Origin of the sequence: Pseudodesulfovibrio cashew, from assembly GCF_009762795.1 — a bacterium.
GTDB lineage: Bacteria > Desulfobacterota > Desulfovibrionia > Desulfovibrionales > Desulfovibrionaceae > Pseudodesulfovibrio > Pseudodesulfovibrio cashew.
The window spans coordinates 1,339,833-1,366,618 of the sequence record NZ_CP046400.1 but is presented as its reverse complement, the minus strand read 5'-3'; the positions used below and the strand labels follow the sequence as shown (position 1 = coordinate 1,366,618).

Sequence of the window (26,786 nt, the reverse complement as noted above, 5' to 3'; positions counted from 1 at the left end):
CCTACTGGGAGGACTTGGCCGAGTAGCCGGAGATCAGCCCCTCGTAGACGCCCACGGCCTGAGCGTCGCCCTTGGCCTGAGCCAGGGCGAGCCCCCGGCGGGCGCTCTTCAGAGCCTCGCCGAACTCGCCCAGGGAGGCGTGCGCTTCGGCAACCACGGCGTACAGCAGGGTGTTTTCCGGCTGCAACTCGATGGCCCGGTCGAAGTCGTCCATGGCCTGATCACGGCGGTCGAGCTTCATATAGACCCCGGCGCGAGCCAGATAGGTGTCCGCATTCTCCGAATCCAGGCTCAGGGCCTGGGTCAGGTCGTGCAGGGCGCGCAGGCTGTAGCCAAGGTGCATGTTGGCCATGCCCCGGTTGTAATAGGCGTCCCGATGGGCCGGGCTCCGGGCAATGGTCTGGGTGAAGTCGCTGATGGCGTCCTCGTAGCGCCCCAGCTTGACGTAGCAGGAACCGCGCAGGTTGAACGCCTCGGAGATGTTTCCATCCTTGTCCAGCACCTTGTTGAAGGCCTGGACCGCGTCGGCGTATCGCCCCTGCATGAAATAGATGTAGCCGACGGTGAACCGGCTCCGGAGGTGATCGGGCCTGATCTTGAGCACTTCCTGGACGTCGGCCAGGGCCTCTTCCTGGCGGTTCCGCTCCAGGTAGAGCATGGCTCGCTGGTAGCGCGCCGTGACCAGCGTGGGGTCCAGCTCCACGGCAAGATTCAGATAGTCCATGGCCGCATCCGGGTCCAGGAACTCACCGTTATGGAGGAGCTGCATGGCCTTGTCGAGATTCTCGGCAGCCTCGGCCTCGTGCTTCTGGGTGACCAGCTCATCCCTGGAAAGTCCCCGGTCCGCCATGGGCGTGCGCGAGGCCCCGAAACAACCGGCGCAGGCAAGAAGAACGATTAAAACGATAACACGGACGGCATGTCGCATTGAATGGGGATACTCGCCCCCTTGCCCTCCGTCAACATAAGGAAAGTGAAGATAATGAACGAACTCTATACCCCGAGAAAACATCAGGCCGAAATCGAGGCCCGGCTGGCCCGGTTTTCGGTCCTGGTTTGCCATAGGCGGTTCGGAAAAACCGCCCTGTCCATCAACCGGCTGATCAGAGCGGCCAGGGAAACCCATCGCCCGGACTGGCGCGGGGCCTACATCGCCCCGCTGTACAAGCAGGCCAAGACCGTGGTCTGGGATGAGCTAAAGAAATACTGCGGCCTGGGCCGTGACGACTGCACCGTCAAATTCCACGAGACCGAGCTGCGCGCCGACTTCGAGAACGGGGCGCGCATCCGCCTCTTCGGAGCCGAAAACCCGGACTCCCTGCGCGGCATCTACCTGGACGGCGTCATCTTCGACGAGGTCGCCCAGATGCCGCACAAGGTCTGGTCGCAGGTCATCCGGCCCGCCCTGTCCGACCGCAGGGGCTGGGCCGTATTCATCGGCACGCCCCAGGGCAAGAACGCCCTGTACAAGCTGTGGGAGGAGGGCAGGCGCGACCCGGACTGGTTCACTGCCATGTACCGCGCCTCGGAGACCGGCATCATCGAAGCAGAGGAGCTGGCCGCAGCCGGGCGGGAGATGTCGCCCGAGGAGTTCGAGCAGGAGTTCGAGTGCTCGTTCACGGCGGCCATTCGCGGGGCCTACTTCGGCAACCTCATGGGCGAGGCGGAAAAGGCGGGGCGAATCACGGACGTGGCCCCCGACCCGTCCCTGCCCGTCCACACGGCCTGGGACCTGGGCATGTCCGACTCCACCTCCATCTGGTTCGTCCAGGCCAGGCCGGGCGGAACCTTCGCGGTGATCGACTACTACGAAGCCTGCGGCGAGGGATTGGACCACTACGCCAAGGTGCTGGACGAAAAGGGCTACAAGTACGGCGCCCACATCGCGCCCCACGATATCCGGGTGCGCGAACTGGGCACGGGCAAATCGCGCCTGGAGATCGCACGCGGGCTGGGCATCCGCTTCGACATCGCGCCCAACATCCCGGTGCAGGACGGCATCAACGCGGTCCGCTCCATCCTGCCTTCCTGCTGGTTCGACGCAACACAATGCGGACCGGGCATCGAGTCCCTCCGCCACTACCGCCGCGCCTTCAACGAGCGGATGAACGACTTCGGCTCCCGGCCCGTACACGACTGGACCAGCCACGCAGTGGACGCCTTCCGCTATTTTGCCGTGGGCTTCCGGAGGCCGGGCGGCCCCAGGCCCATGAAATCCGTCAACGACTACGATCCGTTCGGGAGGCGTCATGAGCGTCGATGAACTCACCCGCCGCCCATCCTGCATGAGCCACTTCCCGGACGACGAGGACTACCGCTGGCTGCGCCTGCACGAGGAGGGCGAAGTCTATGGATACGCCGCCTTCCGGGAGAGGGAGGACGCCCTGGAGCTGCACCTGACCCTGGCCCGCTGGGGCCCCGGGGTCCGGCGCGGCGTCCGGGAAGACGCAAAATGGCTCAAGACGGAGGCCAGAAGGCTGGGAAAATCAAAAATCATAGGGGTCCGCATCAACACTCTGGGGGACTTCGACCCACGGCTCTTCCGCTTTGCCCGGCTCTTCGGTTTTACCGACTGTTGCGTGCTTCAGACCGCCACCCTTTATTTGGAATGACCTCAATCGATGTTTTCATGAAAATTTTTAGAAAATCATTCCAGGATATTAGCCTGTGCAAAATTTTTGTGAAATCGATCTAATCGCCTTGCGGGCGGACGGCGTCGATGCTAAGGCGGAGGCAGGTGATGAATATATCTAAGGAAGTAAATCATGCCTGATGCAGCAAATCAGATAGGAATCGTAACCATAGCTCACGGAACGGCCACGGCCGAAGGGCCCGAAGGCATCCGCACCCTGAACGCGGAGAGCCCGGTCTACGCGGACGATGTCATCAAGACTGTGGGGCACGGCTCGGCGGTGGAAATCGAGTTGCGGGACGGCGCCATGCTCTCCCAGGGTCCGGATTCCTCCATCGTGCTCGACTCCTATGTCTACGACCCGGATCAATCCATGGGAGAGATGACGGTCAAGATCATCCAGGGCACCCTGCGCTCGGTCACCGGCGAAATCGTGGACATGAATCCCGAAGGCTTCCGCATCGAATCTCCCCTGGCCACCATCGGCATCCGGGGCACCACCACGGGTCACGTGGTTCCCGCCGACGGGAGCCCGGAACAACACGTCTGCGTGGACTTCGTGGATAGGGCCGTTGTCGTTTCCCAGGACGGCGGACTGCGGGTCATCACCCAGGACGGCATGGGCGTAACCGCCACCCTCGCGGGACTGGGTGAAGTCGCTCCGGCCCCGGCCGATGTCCTCTCCAATCTTGATCAACTTTCCTCGGCCTCCATGGAACAGGGCGCGCCCACCTATGACGAAGCCCCAAGCCAGGAGGAAGACAATGACCGGCACCAGGACGACGGCCAGCAGGACGCTGTTGCTGGCGAAGCCCAGGCGGAAACCGGCGAGGGAGAAACGGGCCAGGGAGAAGCTCCTGCGCAACCGATGAGCCTCCAGCCCGCAGGCGAGGAGACCGGCGGCCAGGTCCTGCCGCCGCCACCGGCCACGCCGATGATGGCTGCCATGGAGCAGGCCGCACCGGTCCCGGTGGCCCCGGAGACAGGCAGCGGTCCCGAGCTGGGCGCCTCCACCAGCAGGACAACTCTTGAAGAGACCACCGGCAACACAACGCCGACCCAGACCTCGTTGGATCTGAGCAACGAGACCGACAACCTGACAGTGGACATCTCCACCTCTCCGGCCTACTGGGAGGTCACGGGCAACTCCGCCAGCCGCACCTATGTCGGCGACAGCATCGTTACGGTGACCGGCTCGGCCACCGGCGAGAACACCATCACCGGCAATAATTCGGACAACCTGCTCAAGGGTGGCGCCGGTGCCGACTCCATTTCCGGCGGCCTGGGTGACGACACCATTTTCGGCAACGGCGGCGGGGACGACCTCGACGGCGGTACGGATAACGACACGGTCTCCTACTCCACCCTCTCTGCCGGCGTGGACCTCGACCTCGACGCAGGCACGGCGGACTATACCATTTCCTCAACGAACTACTCGGACACCCTGGCCGGATTCGAGAACGCGGCGGGCTCCGACTACAATGACACTCTCTTCGGCACCACGGGCGATAACGTGCTCTGGGGCAACGACGGCAACGACCTCCTCTGGGGCGGCGGCAGCGGCGACGACACCCTGTACGGCGGCGCGGGCGACGATACGCTCAAATTTCATGAGGACCTGACCGGCGTCATTGACGGCGGCGACGACACCGACACCTTCGTGGTGTGGACCTCTTCCGGCAACTACGACCTCACCGGACTGACCTCGGTCACCAATGTGGAAGCGATCCTGTTCGATACGACCAACAGCAGCGTCACCTTCCAGGCCACGGACTTCGACATTTTCGACGGAACCACCGCCTTTGACGTGAACACGTCCGGCGCGTCCTCCAACGACACCCTGTCCATCGAGGCCTCCAGCGCCAACGGCGAAACCGAGACCATCGACCTCTCGGCCATGACCTTCGGCGCCAACTGGACCGCTGGTTCGGACAAGGTGATACTGACCGGAAGCCTGGGCAACGACGTCCTCACCGGCTCGACGGAAAACGACTCCATCTCGGGCGGCGTGGGAAATGATCTGATCAAGGGCAATTCGGGCGACGACACCCTGGACGGCGGCGTGGGCACCGACACCCTCTCCTACCAGGACGCCACCGGAGGAGTCACCGCAGACCTGGACGGCACGGTCTCCGATGACGGCTACGGCGACACGGACAGCTTTTCCAACTTCGAGACCTTCATCGGATCGGAAAACGCGGACGTGATCACCACCAGCGACACGGCCACCACGAACATGACGATCCAGACCAAGGGCGGCAACGACCTGATCAACTACGTGGGCAACGCCAACAACATGGCCGTGACCATCGACTCAGGCTACGGCGACGACAAACTCTCCCTGACCGCCGATGTGGAAGCGGGCTCCTCCTTCGAGGGCTGCGCTGGCACCGACACTCTGGACGCCTCCGGCAACAACACCGTGGACGCCACGGAGCTCAGTGTCTCCAGCGTGGAAGTGCTGAACGTGGGCGGCTCCACAACGACCCTCCAGTTGAGCTCCGGCACCATCAGCGGGCAATCCTGGAGCACCACCGTGGCCTCCGGCTGCACCCTGGAAGTGCTCGGCTCCACCAGCGCGGACTCCGTCAATCTGGCGGCCATCAGTTTTGCCTCACTGGCGGGTTCCGTCTCCATTTCGACGGACACAGGCAATGACAGCGTGGCCATGGGCGGCAACATGTCCTCGTCCATCACGGTGAACGGCAGCACGGGCGACGACACGCTCTCGTTCACGGACACCGGCCTGGGCACGGACGAACTGGACAACGTAAGCAACGTGGAGCATTTCGTCCTTGGTGACGCGGAGACCTCCGTCACTGCGGTCAACGCGCTCGTCAGCGGCGGGACCACGGCCTATGTGGACGCCTCGGCCATCACCTCCACCCACTCTTTCACCTGGGACGGTTCGGGCGAACTGGACGGCAGCTATCACTTCTCGGCGGGTGAGGGCATCAATGACATCACCGGAGGCATAGGGAACGACACCTTCTCCCTTTCATCGGATGTGGCGGCCACCTCCTCCTTTGACGGCGGAGCCGGAACCAACCAGCTCTCCGTCGATGCGACCATTTCCCTGGAGGCCACGGCCACCCTTTCCAATCTCCAGGAGTTGACTCTGGCCGAAGACGTGACACTGACCGTGGACTGGGGCAAGGAATCCTTCCTCTCCGGCCTGGACGACATCTACGGGCACAGCGGCGGGGGCGACGAAACCCTTTCCATCGTGGATTCGGGCACTGACAACTCCCTGAATCTTTCCTCCACCCCCACGTTCAGCGACTGGTCCGGCAACGACGCCATCTCCGTTGAAGGTCTTGACGGCAACGACACCATCGTTCTCTGGAATCAGGCCACCACGGCGGACGGCGGCGACGGCAACGACAACATCTTCGGTGGCGACGGCAACGACACGCTCCTCGGCGGCCTCGGAGACGACTACCTGCGCGGCGAAAACGGAACCGACTCCCTGACCGGCGGCGACGGCGCGGACACCTTCCACTACCAGTCCACCTCGGAATGCGGTGACGCCATCTCCGACTTCACGCACGCCGAAGATGTGCTCCAGTTCACCGACACCAACTTTGCTTCGCTGGGGACGGGCACCCTGAATGCGGCCAACTTCGCCGAGGTCAACGACTCGGCCTACCTGTCCGATGGACAGACCGGGCTCTCCACCAACAGCGAGCATTTCGTCTACTACAACGACGGCTCCACCTTTGCGCTCTACTACGACGCGGACGGATCGGACGGCGCGAACCACACCCTCGTGGCCACCTTCGACTCCGACGTCTCCCTGACCGAGGCGGACATCAATCTGGCCTAGGCGAAAAGACAACGACCGACAAAAAGGCGTCCCTTCTCTTGAAGGGACGCCTTTTTTTGCTTTCTCCCACGCAAGGAAAAGGGGACTGCCCTTTCCGAACGCCCACCGCCCGACCCGAACAGGCAGCCGCTAGGCGTTCCCGGCGTACAGGTCTCCGCCCATGCGCTCGGGCGCGAGGATATTCATGACCACGGTGGTGGAGTTGTCGATGTAGGTGCTGGGGTTATCGATGTTGATGATGGTCAGGTCGTGGTTTTCCTCATAGCTGACCTGCGAATTGTCCTGGGCTATCTGATCGAACTGGTTGTTCAGGTTGACGGTGGAGGAGAGGTCCGTGTTGACCACGCGCTGGTCGTTGAGCTCCAGACTGCGGCTGTTGTTCTCCACGAACACCGTGTCGTTGTCATTGATCGTGCGCACCACGGAGTTGTCCTGATCCACGTAGTTGAACGTGGTGGACTGGTCGATGATTCGGGACTGGTCGAAGTTGTTCTCTGCGGAGAAGTTATAGGCCCAGGCCAGGTTGGTCTCCTCACTGATATTGGTCGTGTGCTGCGTATTGTTGGCTGTCACCGAGTTATCCTGATCCACGAAATTGAAGGTCGTGGACTGATCGATGATCCGCGATTGGTCGTAATGGTTCTCGCCCGAGAAGTTGTATGACCAGTCGAGGTTGGTCTCCTCGCTCATGTTGGTGACGTGGTTGGTGTTGTTGGTGGTCACCGAGTTGTCGTTCTCATTGAAGACGAAGCGCGTGGACTGGTCGATGATTCGGGACTGGTCGTAATGGTTCTCGCCCGAGAAATTGTAGGAAAACGCAAGGTTGCTTTCCTCGTCCATGTTGGTGACGTGCTGGGTGGTCCGGTTGGTTACCGAATTATCCTGCTCCACGTTGGTATAGCTCGTGGACTGGTCAATATTGCGCGACTGGTCGAAGTTGTTTTCGGAGGAAAGGTTGTAGGCGAACGAGAGCTCGCTGTTCTCGTTGATTTCCGTGGTCTTGTTCTCCACGTTGTTGTTGACCGAGCTGTCCTCGTTCCGGGAGTTGTAAACCGTCTGGTTGTCAACGTTGGTGGAGTTGTCATCCCGGCTGACGTTGGTCTCTTCCAGGGACAGGGAAAACTCGTTGCTCGTCTCGATGTCCGTCCGGTTGGTTTCCTCCAGGTTGACCACCGAGTTGTCCTCGGTGTTGAAGTTGGTGGTCTGTTCGTTGCGGGTGGCCACCGAGTGGTCTTCGTTGCGGACCACCGAATTGTCGTTACTGACGTTGGTGTTCTGTTCGGTGACATAGTTGGCCGAAGAGCGATCCTCGGTGCTCCGGTCCGTGTTGTTGTTTGCCGTGGTGGACTGGCTGGCGTCCACGTTGCGGACCTCGGTCCGCTCGGTCCGATTGGTAACGTTGTTGGTCTCCGGGCTATTGAAGGTGGAGGAATTGTCCAGGTTGGTGGTGGCCTCCTGCCGGGTGTTGCGGATGGTCTCCTGATTGACCACGTGGCTGAGCGTGTTGGCCGTAGCCACGTTCCGGATGGTGGACATGTCCTGGTTGGCCACCGTGGAGTTGTCCACGCTGTTCTGATCTATCTGCGTGTCCGAACGCTGGATGTTCGAGGCCGTGGACTGGTCCAGGGAGCGATCCACGTTCTCGACATTGCTCTCGGTGTAGGAATTCTCGATACGCTGGGACTGATCCACGTTCAGATTGAAATCCGAAGAGAGGTCGTAGTTGCCTCCCTTGGGGGTGACGCCGTCAAAATTCATCTTGGGCATGTACGGCTCTTCATACCCGTCCAGGGTCGGTATCCATGGAGCCAGGTCCACCTTGGGCGGGGTGAAGCCGATGGACTGCACCGAATGGTGGAAGACGTCATTGGGCCAATGCTGCATATGCCCGATGGAGGGACCTCGAGGCTGGGTCATGCGGTGGGCCATGATCTGGCCGCCGGGCTGAACGGGAACGAAGCCGGTCATGGTGGGCATGGCGAAGCCGATGCCGGGCGTGGACATGACCCGCCCTCCCGGGGAAATGGGCTGGATGCCCAGAGGGGGCATGATGGGCACGCGGCCCGTTGCCTCCGGAGGAGCGCCGCCGCCCCGCTCAAAGGGACCGCCTCCACCGGACGAAGGCGCGCCGCCTCCTCCCGTGGCCGAGCGGACCGGGGGCTTGCCCGGTTCAATGGATGTGGGAACCTTGCCCCCGTCCACGAAGTGGGAGCCCGTGGTCAGGGAAGGTTGGCCTCCGCCGCCGGTCTGGCCGGTGCTGCCCGCGCCGCCCGACTTCTCTATGTTGCCGCCGGTGTTGGACGAAGCCTGCCCGGACCCGCCGCCGATGCCGCCACCTCCGCCGATGGCGCCGCCGCCCGTTCCCGAGCCGCCTCCGCCGCCACCTGTCCCGGCCATGCCGGTCATGCCACCGCCACCGCCCGAAGAGCCACCTCCGGTACCGGGCATGCCGGTCATGCCGCCTCCTCCGGGGTCGGTGAACCCGGTGGGAGCGGCATAGGGAATTCTGGCAATGGATGTGTCGATGGGGACGTGCGCAGGGGTGGTGTCTATGGGCACGTGCCCAGGCTCCCCGGTAATGACATGACCGGGGCCTACCGCCTGGAATGAACCCGCCGGACCTGCCGTAACCTGCCCCGGAGGGCCGGCCACGATGAAATCCGTGACGCTGGCAGACATGAGATTCTCCCGCCAAATCCGACCGTCCCTGGTCGGCGCTGGCCCGCGAACGGGCAACTTCGGCACATATAATATATACGCCGCACGAAAAGTCCGTCAACCCCCCTATTCCCCGCCCAGCGCAAGGCGAAAAAATCGCCTCTCCCCAAATCGTGTCAACACCCGATTTCGCCCTATGACGTCCTTTTTTCGCCCGCTGACGCCCGTTTTCATCCCGGGCCGAAAACCGGGGGTAGGGTTCCGGAAAACCCTTTAACCCCCAAGGAGGATACACCCATGGGAGCATCGGCAGGCGCAATGAGCCTCATCAGCACGGCACTCAACCTCGCCACCCAGATGACGGCCAAAACCGGCGGCGCAGCCGGAGATCAGGCGGACCGGCTCAAGGCCGAAAGAAAGGCCCGCGAAGAGGAACAGCGGCAACAGGAGGCGGACGACCGCCGCAGGGAGCGGGAAAAGGTCACCGAGGCCCGCGACCAGGAACGACGACGCGCGGCAACCGCCTCAACCCAAGGCCAGACTACCCTGCTCAGCGGCGGGTCCGGCCTGACGAACAAGGCGGCGGTGAAAGTCTCCGGCCTCAAGCAGAAGTTCGGAGAGTAACTGCATGCGACAGAAACACGACAACGCAAAACAGGAACTGGCTCGCTCCCTGCTTGCACGGTTTGAGGGCCTGGAAGAGACGCGGCAGCCCTGGGTGTCTTCCTGGCAGGAGCTCACGGAGTACATGCTGCCCCGCAAGAACTCCTTCGCCTCGGGCGGGCTGACCCGCGGGCGCTCCGGCGACGAACGGATCTTTGACTCCACGCCCATGCACGCCCTGGAGCTGCTGGCATCGTCTCTGGGCGGGCTGCTGACCAACCCGGCCATACCCTGGTTCGACATCCGCGCAAAGGACAGGCGAACCGGCGACGACAAAACGGCCCGCGACTTCCTGGAACAGGCCAGGGAGCGCATCGCGGCCCTGTTCAACTCCGAGGACACGGGCTTCCAGTCCAATGTCCACGAGCTCTACCTGGACGTGGCCCTGCTCGGCACGGCGGTCATGTACGTGGAGGCCGACCCCGAGACCGTGGTCCGCTTCTCCACCCGGCCCCTGGGCGAGATCTACGCTGCCGAGTCCGCGCGGGGCGTGGTGGACACCGTGTACCGCCGCTACGAGATCCCGGCCAGGCAGGCCGCGCGCGAGTGGACGGCCACCTGCTCGGACGAGCTGCGGCGCAAGGGCACGGACAGCCCGGACGAGAAAGTCACGATCCTGCACGCGGTCTTTCCCCGCCTGGACCGCGACCCCTTCGCCATGGGCGCGGCCAACTTCCCCTATGCCTCGGTATACGTGGAGACGGCCACCGAGACCGTGCTGGAGAACTCCGGCTACCTGGAGATGCCCTACCTGGTCCCTCGCTGGGCCAAGGCCGCGGGCGAGATATACGGACGGGGGCCGGGCCAGACCGCGCTCTCGGATACCCGCGTGCTCAACGCCATGGCCCGCACCGCGCTCATGGCCGCCGAGAAGATGTCGGACCCGCCGCTCATGGTGCCGGACGACGGCTTCCTCGGCCCGGTCCGCTCGGGCCCGGGCGGCCTGTCCTATTACCGGGCCGGGTCCGGTGACCGCATCGAGGCCCTGCCCGTGCGCGTGGACCTGGCCGCCACCGAGCGGATGATGCAGCAGCGGCGCGACTCCATCCGGCGCATCTTCCTGGGCGACCAGCTCACCCCGGAGGGACCGGCGGTATCGGCCACCGAGGCGGTCATCCGCCAGAGCGAAAAAATGCGCGCCCTGGGCCCGGTCCTCGGCAGGCTCCAGACCGAGTTCCTCAGCCCGCTCATAAAGAGGGTCTTCCGGATCATGCTCCGGGCCGGGCAACTGCCACCCTTCCCTGAGGGACTGACCCCGGACGACGTTGAGGTCCGCTACACCTCGCCCGTGGCGCGGGCGCAGAAGCAGTATCAGGCCCAGGCCCTGCCCCAGGTCATGCAGCACCTGGCCCCGCTGGTGGGCACGGGCGATCCCTTCGGGATCATGGACAACTTCGACACCGACCGGGTGGCCCGCCACGCTGCCGACCTCTTCGGCACCCCCGCCGACTACGTCAAGCCAGAGCCCGAGGTTGCCGAAACGAGGAATCGCAAGGCCCAGGACCAGTCCCAGGCGCAGGCAACGGCGCAGACCGCCGGGGCCGTGGCCCAGATGGCCGCCTTGGCCAAGACCCTGTCCGAGGCATCCACCGAGCGACCCAGCCTGCTCACCGAGGTGCTGACCCTGCTCAAGAACGGCGGGCTCCAGGCCTTTGCGGACGGAACACCGCAACAGACAGCCCAACCGCCGCAACAGCCCGGTCCGCCAGAGCCCGGCAACACGGAGGTTCGCCATGGAGCGTAACCCCCTGGAGCTGCACCGCGCCTACAAGCGGGTCTTCGCCACCCCGGACGGCGAAACCATCATGAAAGACCTGGAAAAGAGGGGCTGCTTCCTCGGCTCCACCTTTTCCGCTGAACCCGGCAGGACCCTCGTAAACGAGGGCCGCAGATCACTTGTCCTGCATGTGAAACACATGTGCGACGAAACCAACTTCATTCAAAAGGAGAACTAACCCATGACGAAAACGACCAATGCAACCGCCGACTGGCGCATGACCATGCCCGAGGAATGGACCGTAAAACAGCTCGCCGAGGACGGGAGCGAAGTGGAGATCCCCCTGCGCGAACACCCGGCGCTCAGGGACTACAAGACCAAGGACGAGGCCGTGAAGGCTCTTGTCCACGCCCAGCGCATGCTCGGCAAGACGCCCGAGGGATACGTGCGCATGCCCGGAAAGGACGACGGCCCGGAACAGGTGGCCGCCTTCTACGCCGCCTTGGGCCGCCCGGAGGCCCCGGACGGCTACGCCCTGCCCGAAATCGACCTGCCCGACGGCTTCGAGGTCCAGGAGGCCATGCTTGAGGGCTTCAGGTCCATAGCCTTCGATCTCGGCCTGACCCCTGAGCAGGTGGCTGGCCTGTACCAGTGGTTTCTGCCCCTGGTCCTCGACACCCACGCCGGGCTCGAAGCCGAGGCGCGCCAACTCAAGGACAGCGAACTGGAATCCCTGCGCGCCGTCCACCGGGGCGAAACGCCCCGCATGCTCGACAACGCCCTGCGCACGGCCGAGGTCCTCGGCGGCAAGGACCTGCTCCACGCTTTGGACCAGACCCGGGCGGGCGACCGCGCCGCTGTCATCGCGGCCTTCGCCAAGATGGCTCCCCTGGTCCTGGAGTCCGGCATGCGCACCTCGGGCTCGGGCTGGGGCGAGGAGCTCTCCCGCGAGAAACTGCGCGAGATGATGCAGGACCCGCGCTACCACGACCCGCTCAAGCGCGACCCCGAGTTCGTGGCCAAGATCCGCAAGGGCTTCGAGCAGCTCTACCCCGGCGACTACATCCCGGGCAGCCGCCTCTAGGCCGCCCCTCCCCGAACAGGGCCGGGAGGGCGGCATCCACCCTTCCGGCCCTCAAATAAATCAAGGAGAAGAAGCCGTGACAAAGAAGGACTGCATTACCCATGGCCGTCCCCACGCGTTACAAACTCGCACCGTTCCCACCCGTTGCTTGACGGTGCGCTTTGAACGACCTTACATTGGCAAAACCAGTTCTTATTCGGACATCATACGAGAAAAGCCTACAGCACCCGGAACGATGAAAACGGCCGGGAGGCAGACGGAGTGAACAGACCTGCATGACATTACGCATAGGCCGCGTTGACCAGCTCGGTCAGACACAGAACGATCAACAGAGCAGCCTGCTCGCCGCCATCGCAAGGAGCGCCGAGGAACTGACCAGCGGCAAGGGCTGGCCCGACGGCGTCATAGACCTGATGGCCGACCTCGGCCGCATCACCCGCGTCAGCAGAGTTTGGATATTCCAGCTCATCGAACTCACCGACGAGTATATCGTTCAGGATTACCCCTTCGAATGGGCTGACTGCCCCGAGCACGTCCAGCTCGCCATGCCCCGTTTCAGCGTGTTTCGCAAAGACCTGCGCCAGGCCTCCGAGGAATACCGCCGAATAGTGGCCAGCAGGCAACGGGGCGAGTGGCAGAGCGTGATTACGGAACAACTGGAGGACGGCGAATTCAAGGACGACCTGCGCTCGCAGAACATCCTCTCCATGCTCACCATCCCCATCATCGTCGAAGGGAAATGGTGGGGCATACTGGGTTTCGACGACTGCCTCCGGAAATACCACTGGAGCGACGTGGAAATCGCGCTCCTGAGAACGGCCACCTACCTCATTTCCAACGCGATCCTGCGGGACAGGCTCTCCTCCAGGACCAAGCAATTCGAAATCCTGCAAGGCATTACCGAATCCAGTGCATGGGAGCTGGACATCATCAACGGACACTTCTGGTGCAGCCCGGAGTTGTTCGCTACCTCGACCAGACTCACCGACAATATCCACATGTCCCTGTTCGCCATGTTGCGACGCATTCATCCGCAGGACCGCAAGGGCGTATTCGACAGCATCCGGGAGCACGTAGCGCAGGATAAGACAACCTTCCGTGAGGACCTGCGCCTGATCAGGGATGACGGAAGCCTCGTCTGGGTGGAGGTAATCGCCAAGCTTTCCGCCAACAGGGACGGCAGGTTGCGCAAGCTATCCGGAATCGCGGTGGAAATCCGCCAACGCAAGGAAGCGGAGGAGAAGCTCCGCCATGAGGCGAACACCGACCCGCTCACCGGCGCGGACAACCGGGGGAGCTTCGACAAGCGGTTCAACCGCCTGATGCGGCGGTTTGAAGAAACGGGGAAGTCCTTTTCCCTCCTTCTGCTCGACGTTGATTACTTCAAAAAGGTAAACGACACGTGGGGGCACTCCATCGGCGATGACGTCCTGTGCCACATCTCGGCACTCTGCCAGCAAAACCTGCGGGGGTCGGACATGCTGGCCCGCATCGGGGGAGAAGAGTTCGCCATTCTGCTGCCCGGCATAGATGAAAAGGTCGCTAGTAACATCGGAGAACGCATCCGAAAAGACGTCGAATCGACGCCCATATGGGTGGAAAAGAAACGAATTAACCAGACCGTCAGTATAGGCGTCGCAGGGCTTCCCGCAGACACTCCATGCCATACCCGCAACATACTGTACGAGCTCGCCGACAAGGCTCTCTATGCGGCAAAGAGAAAAGGGCGCAACATCCTGGTGTCCTGCCGCGACCTTCCCCCGACAGACGCCGCGCCACAGGGTTAGAGGTAATCCTTCCACTCCGCTGCTCCGGCATTCCCAATCTTCAGACCGCAGGACCGGGGTCACGCCCTTTGCCGGGTCATGACGATATACGAAAAGATGGAGCCAAGCACCACGGTGCCGCCCAGCAAGGTCGCTGCGGAAGGCTGCTCCGCAAAGATGAGGAAAACCCAGCCAGGGGCCAACACGGCGCTGGACAGGGCGATGGTGGCCATCTCGGCGGCGGGGATATAGCGGGAAGAGACCGCGTTCAGCACCCGGCCCAGCGGGGCGGAGCCCAAGCCCATGGCCGCCATGACCAGCCAGGTGGCGGGAGAGAAGTCGGACGGAGCCGCAGGTACGAACATGACCAGCGCAATGAACAGACCGCCCAGGCCAACCACGGCCAACCGACTGATGGACTTGTAGCGCCGCCACAGGGTCCCGTTCAAACCAAGGCAGGTCACGGTGATAAGGGCAAGGCCGTCGCCAAGGACGTTGCCCGACTCCAGAGATCCCGACACCACGATGAAAATCCCGGCGATCACCCCGACGATGGCCAGCCACAGCGCCTTGGAAGTGCGCTCCCTCAGGAAGATCCATGATGCCAGGGCCGTGAGCACGGGCCGCCCGCTCAGGATGATCATGGTGTTGGCCACGGCGGTGTGCTTGACGCTCAACACGAAGGTGGACGCACTGCCCAGGATGAGCAGGCCCGACACCACCAGCGGCCAGCCGCCATCCCGTAACACTCCGAGCACACCCCGCTCATCCGTCATCCGGATGAGCAGAAACATGGATATGGCCGTAAACAGGCCGAACAGAAACGCGGTGTCGAAGCCGCCCGTTCCAGACAACCGAATGAACACGGGATCGAAGCTGATAAGCAGGCCGCCCCCGAGAGCGGCCAGCCTCCCCTTGTCCCGCGAGTCGTCGGGAAGCAGTGCGGATATTCTGGTCAGGATCATGATTTGCCCCGTTTTCAAAATCATACTCATGGGTATGATTCTTACGGCGCTTTTCCGTTGTGTCAAGACAAATCATACTGTAAAGTATGATTTTGAAAACGGGCCGGGAGGCAGGTATGACAAGGATCGAGCAGAAAAAGGAGCGGAAGCGGGAGGCCATTCTGAGGGCCGCCTGGGAGGTGTTTCTTTCCGAAGGATACCTTGGTGCGGGCATGGACAGGATCGCGAAAAAGGCCGGGGTGACCAAACAGACGGTCTACCGCTATTTCGAGTCCAAGGAGCAGCTCTTCCAGGCCTGCCTGGAGGCCCGCCGGGAAGACAATGGGAGTGAATTTCTCAAAGAATTGGACAGGGAAGATACCCGACTGGCGCTGAGCCGCTTTGCCGCCGGTTTTCTCGCCCACCACATGTCCGAAGAGCATCTGGCAGGCATCCGGCTGCTCATCGCGGAGGGACCGGAGGCGCCGGAACTGACGCGCGCCTTCTACGCGGCTGGGCCGCGTGATACCCGGACCCGGCTGGCCCGGTTCATTGAAGAGCGATGCCACGCAGAGGACACGGAGTATGCGGTCAGGATGCTGCTGGATACCCTCCTCTCCATGCGTATGGGCGTCCTCGTCGGCCTGCACGCCCCGCCTTCGCCCGAAGAAATCACCGAGCACGCCGGGCGCACCGTACGACAGTTCATGAAACTCTGTTCCTGACCTTCACGGCCATGCACGAAATTACGGCTGACGGATTTCGGAGAGCGTCTTCCTGAAGACCTCGATGTGCGGTCCGCCGCAGGCCACGGCCTTTTCGGCGGCGGCCACGGCCTCTTCCCTTCTGCCCAGCCGGGCCAGCACATTGGCGAGGTTGTTGTAGGCGATACCGTTGTCGGGCCTGATCGCCACGGCCCGCCCGAAGGCTTTGGCGGACAGTTCGTCCCGCCCGAGCGCATACCGGCTGTTGCCCACGCCCATCCAGGCGTCATAGCTCCCTGGCCACTTCGCGGTTGCGACCTCGTAAGCAGCCAGGGCCTCACGCGTCCGCCCGGCCCTCTCCAGGCCCACCGCGCCCTTGAGCCACGGCGTCTCTTCCACGAATGCGGGCATCCTCGCGGGCGGCAGGACCAGCAGCCCCCAATATCCGCTCCGGGCCCAGGTCCTGTCCAGGAGGCCCAGCGGATAATAGCGACTTCGCATGGTACCGGTGTGCAGCAGCACCGCGTCCTCATCCCTGTCGTAGCCCACGGCCACGGCATAATGCCACACCGGATACCACGACAGCCCGAGGTTTTGCAGCAAGATGACCGGATTGCCCGCCGCCAACTCGTCCAGCAGGAAATCCCTGCCCCTGAGCACATAGGCCATGCGCCCGTGCCGCCTGGCCGCCGCGACCATGGCGCTTTGCAGGCTCCCCTTCTCGGACGGGGTGTATACCTCCGCCTTCAGCGCGTCCGGGGTGACGCGCACGCCGCTCCAGCCCAGGGCCATGGCCAGCGTGGCCGGACCACACTGATACTCTTCCTGGGCATAAAAAGGCACGTCATGCACCACGACTCGCGGCGGGCCGTCCTGCGGAAGGGTCAGCTCGCCGCCCGGATGCAGGGCGCACCCCGCCGTGGTCATCACGGTGAGCAGAAGAAAAAGGAGACCGGCAGCGCCCTTGCGGACACTGCGCGGTCTTTGGGTCGTCATATGATGAGTCTACTGCTTCTTCACGAACGGGAACACGTCAGTGGCCCCGGCGATATCCGTGATCAAAAGGATGATGAACACCAGCAACGCCGCGCCGAGGATCGTTCCCAGCGCACCCGCACCAGCGGGCATGTCCTGGATGCGATCAGCCAGGGAAGCGACTTCCTCGTCCGAGAGGCTATCGATACGGGCCTGGGCCTCATCCACATTGATTCCTCGCTCGGTCAGGGCCTGCCGCAGGTCGTCCCGCTGGAAAAACGAGCGAACCAGGTCGCGGTTTGCCTCGCTCTGGCTGGCGGCAATGGACGTCTCGGTGGAGATCATCTCCGCTTTGGCCATGGGCACGGATACGTTCAGCACCATCATGCAGACAATGGTGATGTAACAGGCATACTTGACTATTCTATTCCACATTTCGGATTTTCCTCCAGTTTAATTCCAATACTATTCAGCCAGGTGTCCCCCTGATAGCACACCGGGGAGACTTTGCTCAACACCCGACTTTCAGGGCCTGCCAGGAGCTCTTGCCGCAACGGCAAAGGTCCCCTCAACATATACGCGCCAGGGCTCCACACGGGCACAACCTGATCCCGAAAACACGGCTTCACTTGACACGCCCGCTCAATGACCTACATAGGGACACGCATGCAAAACCTCATCGAGCTGAACAAGAACGACCTCGAAGCCTTTGTGGCCGGGGACCTGAAACTCCCCCGATTCCGGGCGGAGCAGATCTGGCAGTGGCTGTGGCAGAAGCGCGTCCGTGACATCGACGGCATGACCAACCTCTCCAAGCCGCTGCGCGAACAGCTCAAATCCATGGCCGACATCATCTGGCCGGATATCGCCAAGGTCCAGCAGTCCAAGGACGGCACCATCAAATTTCTGCTGCGCATGACCGACGGCGCGCTCATCGAGACCGTGCTCATCCCCATGCAGGACCGCTACTCCCAGTGCCTCTCCACCCAGGTGGGCTGCGCCATGGCCTGCACCTTTTGCAACACGGGCAAGCTCGGCTTCGAACGCAACCTGACCTACGGCGAAATCATGGGCCAGATCCTGGTGGGTCGCCAATACCTGGAAGACCTGGGCATGAACCCGCTCAAGAACCTCGTGTTCATGGGCATGGGCGAGCCGCTGCTCAACCTCGACACGCTCCTCAAGGTCCTCAACGACCTGCCCTGCGAGCGCGGCCTCTCCCTGTCCTGGCGACGCTCCATGGTCTCCACCGTGGGCTTCCCCGACAAGCTCCGCATTCTCGGCGATCTCGAGGTCGCCCTGCCCGCCATATCCCTGCACGCCCCCACCCAGGAGCTGCGCGCCAAGATCATGCCCAAGGCCGCCAAGGTCCACCTCGACGACCTCATGAACTGCCTCAACAGCTACCCCATGCGCCCGCGCGAGCGAATCACCTTCGAATACCTGCTACTCAAGGACGTCAACGACTCCCTTGAGCACGCGGACCAGCTCGCCAAGCTCATCGACCGCAAAAAGGGCAAGATCAATCTCATCGCCTACAACGCAACCGAAGGCATGCCCTACCAGGCACCCGACCGCGAACGCGTCGAAGCCTTCGAGAAACGCCTCTGGAAACACGGCCTCACCGCCTTCATCCGACGCTCCATGGGCTCCGACATCAAAGCCGCCTGCGGCCAGCTGAAAGCGGGCGAGCAGGCGTAAGAGTTGTTTCCGGTTTTATTTTATTGATTTTTATAGTCGCGGAGTTTCACGAAACAACAACTTTGCCCCGGCACGTTCTTCTGCTGCGCCGGGCTGTTATGTGGCCGTGATTGTAGATACGGCCATTAAGCGCATGGCCGTTATCCGACATGGCGTTGAAAATAAAACTATTTCGTATCCGAACTCTTGTCCGAGTCGTCAGACGCCTTGTCTGAAACGAGATATGTGCCGCAGTGAAACCTCTTGAAGTGCTCCTTTGGAAACAACCGTTTCGAGTTGGGGTTCGGCGGCCCCACAAAGCGGATCCAAGCGAATTCTCTTTTCGATTTTTGCATTATATTCTCCTCCTTGCCCCCTCTTATCACTGATCGATTCTTTCAATCCACTCCTTAAATTCGGAGTTTCGCACGCCAGACCATGTGAGTTGTCGGCAACGAATCATCCAACTCGTCCATGAACCCCGTCACGCGTATGGAATTGTATCGTCGCGACTTGAACGCAATTCCGCTTCTGCGCTTGTCGGAAAAAGATCGCGCAGGCCGCAACACCCACCCTATTGGCCGCAGACGGCGCGGGCGAAGAAGCGGCAGGTGCGGTCCTGCCACCAGACGAAACCGAGCTCGGCGTCGGCATACCAGGCGGCGCTGAAGGCCTTGGTGTCGGCGCTCCAAAGCCTGGCCTTGCGCGGATCGAAGGCGGACTGCTGGCAGAAGTCGCCGGGTTCGGTGCGGCCGGTGAAGAGGGTCGTGAGCTCCTCCACGGTGGGCAGCCGCCAGTCGGTGCGGTTGCCGTAGGCGTGCTTGTTGAGCCGGGCCACGTGCTGGTGTGCGCGTTCCCAGGTGAGAGGATAGCGGGAGCCGTACTTTTCCCAGATCAGGCCGGTGGCGCGGTCGAGCACGGTGCCGTCGTAGTGATCGAGGAAATCGCCCTGGCCGTATTCGGTAGGCCGCCAGAGCTCGTCGAGGGCGAAGCGTTCGCGGGCAGCCTTGAGGGGTACCTTGATCGGGACGTCGCGCGGGGTCCAGTCCGGGGCATGGCGCTCGGGTTCGAGGAGCAGGTCCACGCCGGAGCAGACGGCGTCCTTCTGATCGCGCCACTTGGCTTCGAGCGAGTCCAGAGCAGCGATCATGGTCATGGCGTCCGGGTAGCGACCGGCGGGGTCCGGGGCCAGGGCCTGGGCAAACATGTCGTCCCAGGCGCAGTCCAGGTCGGGGTGGAGTTCGCAGACTGGTCGGCGCGCTGCAGGGTCCTCGGTGGGAAGGCAGCCGGTGAGCATGCGGTAGAGTGTGATGCCCACGGAAAAAATGTCGGAACGGGCGTCGGCGGCCTCGGGATCGGCCTCCTGTTCCGGGGCGGTGTAGTACGGGGAGCCCACGACCATGCCCTTGGGGCCGGGGGTGGGTTCGCCGCGCAGTTTGGACAGGCCGAAGTCGATGAGCTTGACATGGCCCACGCCGCCCTCGTCCTCGGCGAGCATGACGTTGAACGGCTTGACGTCACGGTGGACGATGCCTTCGTAATGCAGCCTATCCAGGCCCCGCAGCATCTCGCGGGCGAGCTGGAGGGAAGCCTCCACGCCCAGACGACGGGACGGGGCCTCAACCTCGTAGGTCTCGCCCATGAGCACGCCGAGGTTGCCGCAGAAGTATTCCATGGTGAAGTGGGCCGGAGAGCCGTCCGCACCGTCGTGCACGTCGAGCACGGAGGCGATGTTGGCGTGGGAGATGGAGGCCATGGTAGCGGCCTCCTTGAGGAACATGGAGGTCAGGGCCTCCATGCCCACCAGATCTTCCATGATCTCGGCCGGCCTGAGCACCTTGAGGGCCACGATTCGTCCGGTGACGGGCATGGCCGCCTTGTAGACCGCACCCATGCCGCCGCGCCCAAGCAGTCCGCGTATTTCGTAACGTCCTATCTTCATGGGGAAGTGATACCCCAAAGCCGCCGGATTGGGAATGGTCCTGGCAGGGAGAGGGCGAAACGCAAAATAATACTGTTGCCGGAGGGCAACCGTGTTATGCTGGCGGCAATCCATACTTGCAAAGACCGGAGGTCGACATGAAACGGTTCACGGCATTGGTTTTCGGATTGGCAATGCTCCTTGTCGGAAGCATGGCATTTGCCCAGATGGGCTATGGACACGGCTACCACATGGGCGGCCAGGGATACGCACAGGATGGCAGAGGCTACCCAGCCGGACAGACGGGCGGCTGGGGCCTGTCCAAGGAGCAGCAGCAGGCCTACCAGACCATTGCGGAGAAATACCGTCCGCAGCTGGTTGACCTGACCAACAAGCTGTGGGCCAGGCGCGCCCTGCTCAACGCCGAGTTGGCCCAGGAAAAGATCGATAGGAAGAAGGTCACGGCCCTGGCAGGGGAAACCGGTGACTTGATGAAGCAGTGCCACATGCTCCAGGTGGAGATGCAGGCGGACATGCGCGAGCAGGGCCTGCCCTACTACGGCATGGGCATGATGCACGGCGGTTACGGCATGATGGGCGGCGGCATGGGCTACATGCACGGCGGCATGATGGGCGGCAACTGGGGCAGCGGCATGCGTGGATCGGGAATGATGCAATAACCCGAACCGCCTCGAAAGCGAGCGGCAGGGACACGGACCGGACGCAAGACAGGCCCGCGCCCCTGCCGCGCTTGCCTCTTTCATTCCATCCGGAAAAACAATATAGTCCGCTCGTCCGAATTCACGGAGGGGCGGTCCCAGCATGAATCCGGGCCAACAGACCGTATCCGAAAGAGGCTGGCATGACTTTTACCGCGTGGATTTCCCTGTTTGCCATCTGCCTGCTGGGGGCGATGTTCCCCGGCCCGAGCCTGGCCGTGGTGGTAAAGAACACCCTCGGCGGCGGCAAGGTCAACGGTGTGCTCACGGCCTGGGCCCACGCCATGGGCATCGCCGGATACGCCATCGTCACCCTGTTCGGCCTGACCATCGTGCTGAAGCAGTCGCCCACCCTGTTCAAGGCCATCTCCATCGCCGGGGCGCTCTACATCGCCTGGCTCGGAGTTCAGGCCCTGCGCACCAAGGGAGGCATTGCCGCCAAGCTGGCTTCGGGAGAAAAGGCAAGCTACATGGAATCCATACGGGACGGAGCCATGATTTCGGTCCTCAATCCCAAGATCGGCCTGTTCTTCATCGCGTTGTTCAGCCAGTTCATCGATCCGGGCGTGGGCAGGAACGGCCAACTCGTCACGGTCATGACCCCGTTTGTCACCGACGGGCTGTGGTACACGACCATCGTCCTCATTCTTTCCAACACGATCATCCTCGACAAGCTGCGAGAAAAGGCCCACGTCATCGACAAGGTGACCGGCGTGATCTTCCTGCTGGTCGCCGCCAGGATCGTGTTCACGGCGTAGCCTTCACCGGGCTGTCCGCACTTTTCCCGTTCAGATCACAGCGTCTCGGGCAACTTGCCCGCCGGACACAGGGTGTGGTCCGTAAACCAGAAACATCGCTTGCACGCCAGGCATTGCCGGTAAGGCGTGCCGTCAAGCACGGCGGAGGCGAACCCGGGGTCGGCGAGCATGGCCCTGCCGACGCCCGCCATGTCCGCATAGCCGCCCTCCACCAGTCTCCGCGCCTGGCCCGGCGTACGGATGCCGTAAACGCCGATGACCGGAATGGAGACAACCCGCTTGATTGCGTACCCCGAATGAGTCACCGGAGAGAACTCGAACCCTTCCGGCACCGGCCCCTCCGGCATACGCATCCCAAAGGATACATCCAGCAGATCAATGCCGCACCGCTCCAGATGGACCGCCGCAGCCGCTCCGTCCTCTGCGGTGGGAACAAACTCCCCCATCCTTGCGGAAATAATAAAGTTGTCCGGCACCTGCTCCCGTACTTCCGGAAGGATGTCCGTCACGATCCTGAGCCGATTTTCCAGGGAACCGCCGAACTCGTCGGTCCGCTGATTATAGGCCGCGTCCATGAACCGGCAGAGGGTGAACCCATGGGCAAAATGATACTCCACTCCATGGAAGCCCAGTTCGGCCGCCTTGACTGCTGCCATCTTCAGGGCGCGCTGCCGGTCCAGCACGTCGGCGGTGGACCAGTCGTTGATGTCCCCGTCCGCGTCGGAACCGCCAGCCAGCTGCATCATGACCGTGGCTCCTTGAGCCGTGGCGTTCCTGGCGATGGCGCGCAACGCCTCTAGGCTCCCGGCGGTCCACATGCCCTCCCCACGCTCCACGCCGACCACGTTGGTGGATTGCAGGATGATCAACCCTGCTCCGGCCCGCGCTGCATTGGTGTAGTGTTCCACGTGCTGCTTCCCGTAGTAGGCATCCCCGCCCCCCTTGAAGGAAAAGGTTACCATGGGCAGCATGGCGATTCGGTTCCTGATGATATTCCCCCGTATTGTAATGGGCGTCGTGACTGTCGGCATCATCTTCTCCTGCTTCATCACAGATTAATACTTCCGTCCTGAAATAACGCTCCATGTTGCCATGACTGACCGATACGGGGAAGAAGGCACTTTTCGGTTACCGCTCAAAGCAGGAAAAAGGTCAGCAGCAATAAAGAAACGCCCCCGCACCGGATGGTGCGAGGGCGTTGATTCTACTAAACGCGGGACCGGCTAGCCGACCAGGTCCTTGTTGCCTTCCACCAGGTCGGTGACCACGGACGGATCGGCCAGGGTGGAGGTGTCGCCGAAGTCGCCGGAACCCTCGACGATCTTGCGCAGGACGCGGCGCATGATCTTGCCGGAGCGGGTCTTGGGCAGGCCGTCGGCGAACTGGATGAACTCGGGAGTGGCGATGGGGCCGATCTCCTTGCGCACCCAGATCTTGAGGTTCTTCACCATGTCATCATCAGGTTCCACGCCGGCCTTCAGGGTCACGTAGGCGTAGATGGTCTCGCCCTTGACTTCGTGGGGCATGCCGACAACGGCGGCCTCGGTCACGTCCTCGTGGGCCACCAGGGCGGATTCGATCTCCGCTGTGCCCATGCGGTGGCCGGACACGTTGATGACGTCATCCAGGCGACCCATGATCCAGAAGTAGCCGTCATCGTCGTACCGTGCGCCGTCACCGGATTCGTAGGCTCCGGGGAACCCGGCGAAATAGGTAGTCTTGTAGCGCTCGGAGTCGCCCCAGACGTTACGCAGCATGCCGGGCCAAGGCTTGTCTATGATGAGGTGACCGCCCTCGTTGGGGTCGGCCGGGGAACCGTCGCGGCGGACGATCTTGGCCGCGATGCCGGGCAGCGGGCGCGTGGCGGAACCGGGCTTGAGCGGGGTGGCGTACGGAAGGGCGGAGATCATGATCCCGCCGGTCTCGGTCTGCCACCAGGTGTCCACGATGGGCAGCCTGCCGCCGCCGATATTCTTGTGGTACCAGAGCCAGGCCTCGGGGTTGATGGGCTCGCCCACGGAGCCGAGCAGGCGCAGGGAGGAGAGATCGTAGTGCTTGGTCCACTCCTCGCCCTCGCGCATCAGGGCGCGGATGACGGTGGGAGCGGTGTAGAAAATGTTGACCTTGAACTTGTCCACGATCTGCCAGTAGCGGTCCGGCTTGGGGAAGCTGGGCACGCCCTCGAACATGACCGAGGTGGCGCCCAGGGCCAGCGGACCGTACACGATGTAGGAGTGGCCGGTGATCCAGCCGACATCGGCGGTACACCAGTAGACGTCGTCATCCTTGACGTCGAAGACGTACTGGGTGGTGTGGGCGGCGTAGGTCAGATAGCCGCCTGTGGTGTGGAGCACGCCCTTGGGCTTGCCCGTGGAGCCGGAGGTGTACAGGATGAACAGGGGATCTTCCGCGTCCATTTCCTCACAGGGGCAGTCGGAGGTGATGTCCTCGGCGTTGATCTCGTCGTGCCACCAGCAGTCGCGGCCTTCGACCATGTCCACGTCGTTGCCGCCACGTTTGACCACGATGCACTGCTCCACGCTGGGGCAGTCCTTCAGGGCCTCGTCCGCATTGGGCTTGAGGGGGATGGTCTTGCCGGCGCGCAGGACGGCGTCGGCGGTGATCAGGACACGGGCTTCGCTGTCCTCGATGCGGGACTGGAGCGCGATGGAGGAGAACCCGGCAAAAACGATGGAGTGCGGTGCGCCCAGGCGGGTGCATGCGAGCATGGCGATGGCCAGCTCCGGAATCATGGGCATGTACAGGGCCACGCGGTCGCCGCGCTTCACGCCTTTCTTCTTGAGCACGTTGGCGAAGCGGCAGACCTCGGTGTGCAGCATCTGGTAGGAGTAGACTCGGGTGTCCTCCTCGGGCTCGCCCTGCCAGATGAGCGCGGCCTTGTTGCGACGGCCGTTGGTCAGGTGACGGTCCAGGCAGTTATAGGAGACGTTGGTCTTGCCGCCCGCGAACCACTTGAACTCGGGCTTGTCATAGTCCGCCTCCAGGACCTTGTCGAAATCGGAGAACCAGGAAAGGAGATCCTTGGCCCGCTCGCCCCAGTAGCCTTCCGGGTCGTTCATCGCGCGCTCGTGTTCGGCCTCGTAGTCGGCCATGGACTTGATCCACGCCTGTCCCTGCATGGACTCGTCGGGCTGGAACACCTGCCCATCCTTCTGCATGCTCTCGATTTTCTTCTCGTCGCTCATGTCATTACACTCCTGGCTTCGTTGATATGCTTTCCATGAGGAATCCGCTTCCAGCGGACCGCACCTCTCGTGACTCTCTCGATGGGCGGGCGGGAGAACCGCGTCGCCGTCATTCTCATTTAAAGAAAGAATTACGCTTGCGGGACCAATTTTAGGTGAACGGTTCCAAATCGCCCGGTGAACGGCACCGAAGGTCACAGCGGTCCTGTTTCTCCAGGTAAATGGCATCCTCGCCCCATAAACGGCAGCCCCTTCATAAAGGGCTTTTCACCGCCTCCTGTCCTGCGAGCAAGCGGGGCATGGCAATGCTACCCTGTTTGGAGAGTCGTGGGAAATCCTTTTGCACGCCCCTTTGCCGATCGGTATCGGCAGACGCAAAAAAACGCGCGGCAGGAAATCCTGCCGCGCGTTTCGCATTCTGGTAAAAGAAGCGGAATCAGGCTCGGACCTTGGCCTCACGGTTCCGCCGGGCTCCGGCCCAGAGCAGCGCGAGCAGCCCCGCGCCGAGCAGGAGGAACGTGGACGGCTCGGGCGAAGCGATGATCACGGCATAGTCCTCAACCTCACCCTGCGTCACGTTGTTATCCCAGCTGAAATCTTCAAAAGGCGTTTCGGTGCAGTGCACCCGGGCCCGCAGCCAGGTCTCGCCGAGGACGGCATAGTCCGGGACGACCACTTCGGCAAAGAAATACTGCTGGATCAGGTTGACCGGCAGGCCGTTGTCCAACCTGTAGTTGTCGAAATAGAAGGGCTTTTCTTCGCTCGGGTCCCACTGGTACCATTTCTCGGCGATGAGCTGCTCTCCCGCGTCGTCCCAATCCTTATCGCCGTTCCAGTCGATCCAGCTCTTGAGCTGATCGTACTCGTGCAGCCCATCGTCGGTGCGCTGGAAATCAAAACGGAAAATCACGGAGTGCCCCCAATGCATCACATCGTGTCCCCAGGAGGCGCCGCCGTCAACGGACCAGTCCACCCCGTCGTTGACCAGCCACTGGTTGCCCAGGCGCTGCCAATAGTCGGTGGTATGAGAAACCTGGGTGTAACCGGGAGCGGTGCTCACGCTCGCCTCCGCTCCGGTGGCGGTGCGGATATACTCCACGGTCAATTCGGGGTACTCGGGAGTGGGATCGGGCTCGGGCACCGGTTGGGTGGGCCAGGGCCATGACGTATACGGATAAGAAGGGAAAAAATGGGCCAGGGCCGGTCCGCTGCATATCAGGATGCCCAGAGCCGCCACTGCGGCGATCAATATCATTTTCTTCATTGCGTTTCGCACCTTTTAATTTTTGTATCGCTACGAGTGACGATCTCGATAGCAAACAATAGGCCAACCACACCATTTCAACAGGTTACGGAATCGCAATCTAAAGAATTGTAAAGAGCCTCGACAGATTTTCTCCAACTGTTAACAGTTTTAAACAACCACGCCCTTCAGCCGAAAAGCATTGCGGAATAAGAGCTATCTCTTCTCACAGCAAAAAGTTTTCCACATGATGAATTTTATTTTCTACGATTTTCTGCTGATTTTTGACA

General features: G+C 62.3%; 21 protein-coding genes. 12 read left to right on the top strand and 9 right to left on the bottom strand.

The window, feature by feature from the left end; genetic code table 11:
• Nucleotide 1: 1 nt before the first annotated feature.
• On the bottom strand, nucleotides 2–928 hold the full coding sequence (locus GM415_RS06045) for a tetratricopeptide repeat protein (RefSeq protein WP_158946921.1): 927 nt from the start codon (nucleotides 926–928) through the stop codon (nucleotides 2–4).
• A 54-nt stretch (nucleotides 929–982) separates the two neighbouring features.
• On the opposite strand from GM415_RS06045, the gene GM415_RS06040 reads away from it, so the two are divergent.
• The 3 genes from GM415_RS06040 (at nucleotide 983) to GM415_RS06030 (ending at nucleotide 6,458) form a co-directional block, all read left to right on the top strand.
• A complete protein-coding gene (locus GM415_RS06040; protein WP_242012377.1) occupies nucleotides 983–2,263 on the top strand; it encodes a terminase large subunit domain-containing protein in 1,281 nt (426 codons plus the stop codon).
• A complete protein-coding gene (locus GM415_RS06035) occupies nucleotides 2,250–2,612 on the top strand; it encodes a hypothetical protein (RefSeq protein ID WP_158946920.1) in 363 nt (120 codons plus the stop codon). The genes GM415_RS06040 and GM415_RS06035 overlap by 14 nt, the downstream gene beginning before the upstream one ends.
• A gap of 153 nt (nucleotides 2,613–2,765) precedes the next feature.
• Entirely contained in the window at nucleotides 2,766–6,458 is a 3,693-nt protein-coding gene (locus GM415_RS06030; RefSeq protein ID WP_158946919.1) for a FecR domain-containing protein, read from the top strand.
• 129 nt (nucleotides 6,459–6,587) lie between these two features.
• Here the strand turns inward: GM415_RS06030 and GM415_RS06025 are convergent, their stop codons facing one another.
• Nucleotides 6,588–9,137: a ring-infected erythrocyte surface antigen domain-containing protein gene (locus GM415_RS06025; protein ID WP_158946918.1), complete on the bottom strand. Its 2,550-nt coding sequence runs from the start codon at nucleotides 9,135–9,137 to the stop codon at nucleotides 6,588–6,590.
• Nucleotides 9,138–9,413: 276 nt separating this feature from the next.
• On the opposite strand from GM415_RS06025, the gene GM415_RS06020 reads away from it, so the two are divergent.
• The 5 genes from GM415_RS06020 to GM415_RS06000 all read left to right on the top strand — a co-directional run bounded on the left by GM415_RS06020 (nucleotide 9,414) and on the right by GM415_RS06000 (nucleotide 14,367).
• Nucleotides 9,414–9,740, top strand: a complete 327-nt coding sequence (locus GM415_RS06020; RefSeq protein ID WP_158946917.1) for a hypothetical protein — start codon at nucleotides 9,414–9,416, stop codon at nucleotides 9,738–9,740.
• Between the two features lie 4 nt (nucleotides 9,741–9,744).
• Nucleotides 9,745–11,523 (top strand): portal protein, encoded by a 1,779-nt coding sequence (locus tag GM415_RS06015; RefSeq protein ID WP_158946916.1) that lies wholly within the window; start codon nucleotides 9,745–9,747, stop codon nucleotides 11,521–11,523.
• Nucleotides 11,513–11,734: a Bbp19 family protein gene (locus GM415_RS06010; protein WP_158946915.1), complete on the top strand. Its 222-nt coding sequence runs from the start codon at nucleotides 11,513–11,515 to the stop codon at nucleotides 11,732–11,734. The genes GM415_RS06015 and GM415_RS06010 overlap by 11 nt, the downstream gene beginning before the upstream one ends.
• A 3-nt stretch (nucleotides 11,735–11,737) precedes the next feature.
• Nucleotides 11,738–12,580 (top strand): hypothetical protein, encoded by an 843-nt coding sequence (locus GM415_RS06005; RefSeq protein ID WP_158946914.1) that lies wholly within the window; start codon nucleotides 11,738–11,740, stop codon nucleotides 12,578–12,580.
• Nucleotides 12,581–12,855: 275 nt separating this feature from the next.
• Entirely contained in the window at nucleotides 12,856–14,367 is a 1,512-nt protein-coding gene (locus GM415_RS06000; RefSeq protein WP_158946913.1) for a sensor domain-containing diguanylate cyclase, read from the top strand.
• A 59-nt stretch (nucleotides 14,368–14,426) separates the two neighbouring features.
• On the opposite strand, the gene GM415_RS05995 is transcribed toward GM415_RS06000, so the two are convergent.
• Nucleotides 14,427–15,311, bottom strand: coding sequence for a DMT family transporter (locus GM415_RS05995; protein WP_158946912.1), 885 nt, complete (start codon nucleotides 15,309–15,311; stop codon nucleotides 14,427–14,429).
• A gap of 116 nt (nucleotides 15,312–15,427) precedes the next feature.
• Here GM415_RS05995 and GM415_RS05990 point away from each other — a divergent pair, with 116 nt between their 5' ends.
• Nucleotides 15,428–16,015: a TetR/AcrR family transcriptional regulator gene (locus tag GM415_RS05990; RefSeq protein ID WP_158946911.1), complete on the top strand. Its 588-nt coding sequence runs from the start codon at nucleotides 15,428–15,430 to the stop codon at nucleotides 16,013–16,015.
• Nucleotides 16,016–16,036: 21 nt separating this feature from the next.
• Here the strand turns inward: GM415_RS05990 and GM415_RS05985 are convergent, their stop codons facing one another.
• Both GM415_RS05985 and GM415_RS05980 read right to left on the bottom strand, forming a co-directional pair.
• Entirely contained in the window at nucleotides 16,037–16,990 is a 954-nt protein-coding gene (locus tag GM415_RS05985) for a PA2778 family cysteine peptidase (RefSeq protein ID WP_158946910.1), read from the bottom strand.
• Nucleotides 16,991–16,999: 9 nt separating this feature from the next.
• On the bottom strand, nucleotides 17,000–17,404 hold the full coding sequence (locus GM415_RS05980) for a PA2779 family protein (protein ID WP_158946909.1): 405 nt from the start codon (nucleotides 17,402–17,404) through the stop codon (nucleotides 17,000–17,002).
• Between the two features lie 231 nt (nucleotides 17,405–17,635).
• Between GM415_RS05980 and rlmN the strand changes: the two genes are divergently transcribed.
• Nucleotides 17,636–18,670, top strand: a complete 1,035-nt coding sequence (gene rlmN, locus GM415_RS05975) for a dual-specificity RNA methyltransferase RlmN (RefSeq protein WP_158946908.1) — start codon at nucleotides 17,636–17,638, stop codon at nucleotides 18,668–18,670.
• 553 nt (nucleotides 18,671–19,223) lie between these two features.
• Here rlmN and GM415_RS05970 read toward each other — a convergent pair.
• Entirely contained in the window at nucleotides 19,224–20,591 is a 1,368-nt protein-coding gene (locus tag GM415_RS05970) for a protein kinase domain-containing protein (protein ID WP_158946907.1), read from the bottom strand.
• Between the two features lie 137 nt (nucleotides 20,592–20,728).
• Here GM415_RS05970 and GM415_RS05965 point away from each other — a divergent pair, with 137 nt between their 5' ends.
• Complete coding sequence (locus tag GM415_RS05965; RefSeq protein WP_158946906.1) at nucleotides 20,729–21,250, top strand: periplasmic heavy metal sensor; 522 nt, start codon at nucleotides 20,729–20,731, stop codon at nucleotides 21,248–21,250.
• A 182-nt stretch (nucleotides 21,251–21,432) separates the two neighbouring features.
• The gene (locus GM415_RS05960) at nucleotides 21,433–22,047 is read left to right on the top strand and encodes a LysE family translocator (protein WP_158946905.1); all 615 of its coding nucleotides are present in this window, start codon (nucleotides 21,433–21,435) and stop codon (nucleotides 22,045–22,047) included.
• Nucleotides 22,048–22,082: 35 nt separating this feature from the next.
• Here the strand turns inward: GM415_RS05960 and GM415_RS05955 are convergent, their stop codons facing one another.
• The 3 genes from GM415_RS05955 to GM415_RS05945 form a co-directional block, all read right to left on the bottom strand.
• Nucleotides 22,083–23,078: an oxidoreductase gene (locus GM415_RS05955; protein ID WP_158946904.1), complete on the bottom strand. Its 996-nt coding sequence runs from the start codon at nucleotides 23,076–23,078 to the stop codon at nucleotides 22,083–22,085.
• 192 nt (nucleotides 23,079–23,270) lie between these two features.
• Nucleotides 23,271–25,253: an acetate--CoA ligase gene (gene acs, locus GM415_RS05950; protein WP_158946903.1), complete on the bottom strand. Its 1,983-nt coding sequence runs from the start codon at nucleotides 25,251–25,253 to the stop codon at nucleotides 23,271–23,273.
• A gap of 436 nt (nucleotides 25,254–25,689) precedes the next feature.
• Nucleotides 25,690–26,517 carry a GEVED domain-containing protein gene (locus tag GM415_RS05945; RefSeq protein ID WP_158946902.1) on the bottom strand — a complete coding sequence of 276 codons (828 nt, stop codon included), beginning with the start codon at nucleotides 26,515–26,517 and terminating at the stop codon, nucleotides 25,690–25,692.
• Nucleotides 26,518–26,786 lie beyond the last annotated feature (269 nt).

Bases quoted from the DNA above. Each gene is read 5' to 3' on its own strand.
- GM415_RS06045 (WP_158946921.1), bottom strand. From the start codon at position 928: ATGCGACATGCCGTCCGTGTTATCGTTTTAATCGTTCTTCTTGCCTGC.
- GM415_RS06040 (WP_242012377.1), top strand. From the start codon at position 983: ATGAACGAACTCTATACCCCGAGAAAACATCAGGCCGAAATCGAGGCC.
- GM415_RS06035 (WP_158946920.1), top strand. From the start codon at position 2,250: ATGAGCGTCGATGAACTCACCCGCCGCCCATCCTGCATGAGCCACTTC.
- GM415_RS06030 (WP_158946919.1), top strand. From the start codon at position 2,766: ATGCCTGATGCAGCAAATCAGATAGGAATCGTAACCATAGCTCACGGA.
- GM415_RS06025 (WP_158946918.1), bottom strand. From the start codon at position 9,137: ATGTCTGCCAGCGTCACGGATTTCATCGTGGCCGGCCCTCCGGGGCAG.
- GM415_RS06020 (WP_158946917.1), top strand. From the start codon at position 9,414: ATGGGAGCATCGGCAGGCGCAATGAGCCTCATCAGCACGGCACTCAAC.
- GM415_RS06015 (WP_158946916.1), top strand. From the start codon at position 9,745: ATGCGACAGAAACACGACAACGCAAAACAGGAACTGGCTCGCTCCCTG.
- GM415_RS06010 (WP_158946915.1), top strand. From the start codon at position 11,513: ATGGAGCGTAACCCCCTGGAGCTGCACCGCGCCTACAAGCGGGTCTTC.
- GM415_RS06005 (WP_158946914.1), top strand. From the start codon at position 11,738: ATGACGAAAACGACCAATGCAACCGCCGACTGGCGCATGACCATGCCC.
- GM415_RS06000 (WP_158946913.1), top strand. From the start codon at position 12,856: ATGACATTACGCATAGGCCGCGTTGACCAGCTCGGTCAGACACAGAAC.
- GM415_RS05995 (WP_158946912.1), bottom strand. From the start codon at position 15,311: ATGATCCTGACCAGAATATCCGCACTGCTTCCCGACGACTCGCGGGAC.
- GM415_RS05990 (WP_158946911.1), top strand. From the start codon at position 15,428: ATGACAAGGATCGAGCAGAAAAAGGAGCGGAAGCGGGAGGCCATTCTG.
- GM415_RS05985 (WP_158946910.1), bottom strand. From the start codon at position 16,990: ATGACGACCCAAAGACCGCGCAGTGTCCGCAAGGGCGCTGCCGGTCTC.
- GM415_RS05980 (WP_158946909.1), bottom strand. From the start codon at position 17,404: ATGTGGAATAGAATAGTCAAGTATGCCTGTTACATCACCATTGTCTGC.
- rlmN (WP_158946908.1), top strand. From the start codon at position 17,636: ATGCAAAACCTCATCGAGCTGAACAAGAACGACCTCGAAGCCTTTGTG.
- GM415_RS05970 (WP_158946907.1), bottom strand. From the start codon at position 20,591: ATGAAGATAGGACGTTACGAAATACGCGGACTGCTTGGGCGCGGCGGC.
- GM415_RS05965 (WP_158946906.1), top strand. From the start codon at position 20,729: ATGAAACGGTTCACGGCATTGGTTTTCGGATTGGCAATGCTCCTTGTC.
- GM415_RS05960 (WP_158946905.1), top strand. From the start codon at position 21,433: ATGACTTTTACCGCGTGGATTTCCCTGTTTGCCATCTGCCTGCTGGGG.
- GM415_RS05955 (WP_158946904.1), bottom strand. From the start codon at position 23,078: ATGCCGACAGTCACGACGCCCATTACAATACGGGGGAATATCATCAGG.
- acs (WP_158946903.1), bottom strand. From the start codon at position 25,253: ATGAGCGACGAGAAGAAAATCGAGAGCATGCAGAAGGATGGGCAGGTG.
- GM415_RS05945 (WP_158946902.1), bottom strand. From the start codon at position 26,517: ATGAAGAAAATGATATTGATCGCCGCAGTGGCGGCTCTGGGCATCCTG.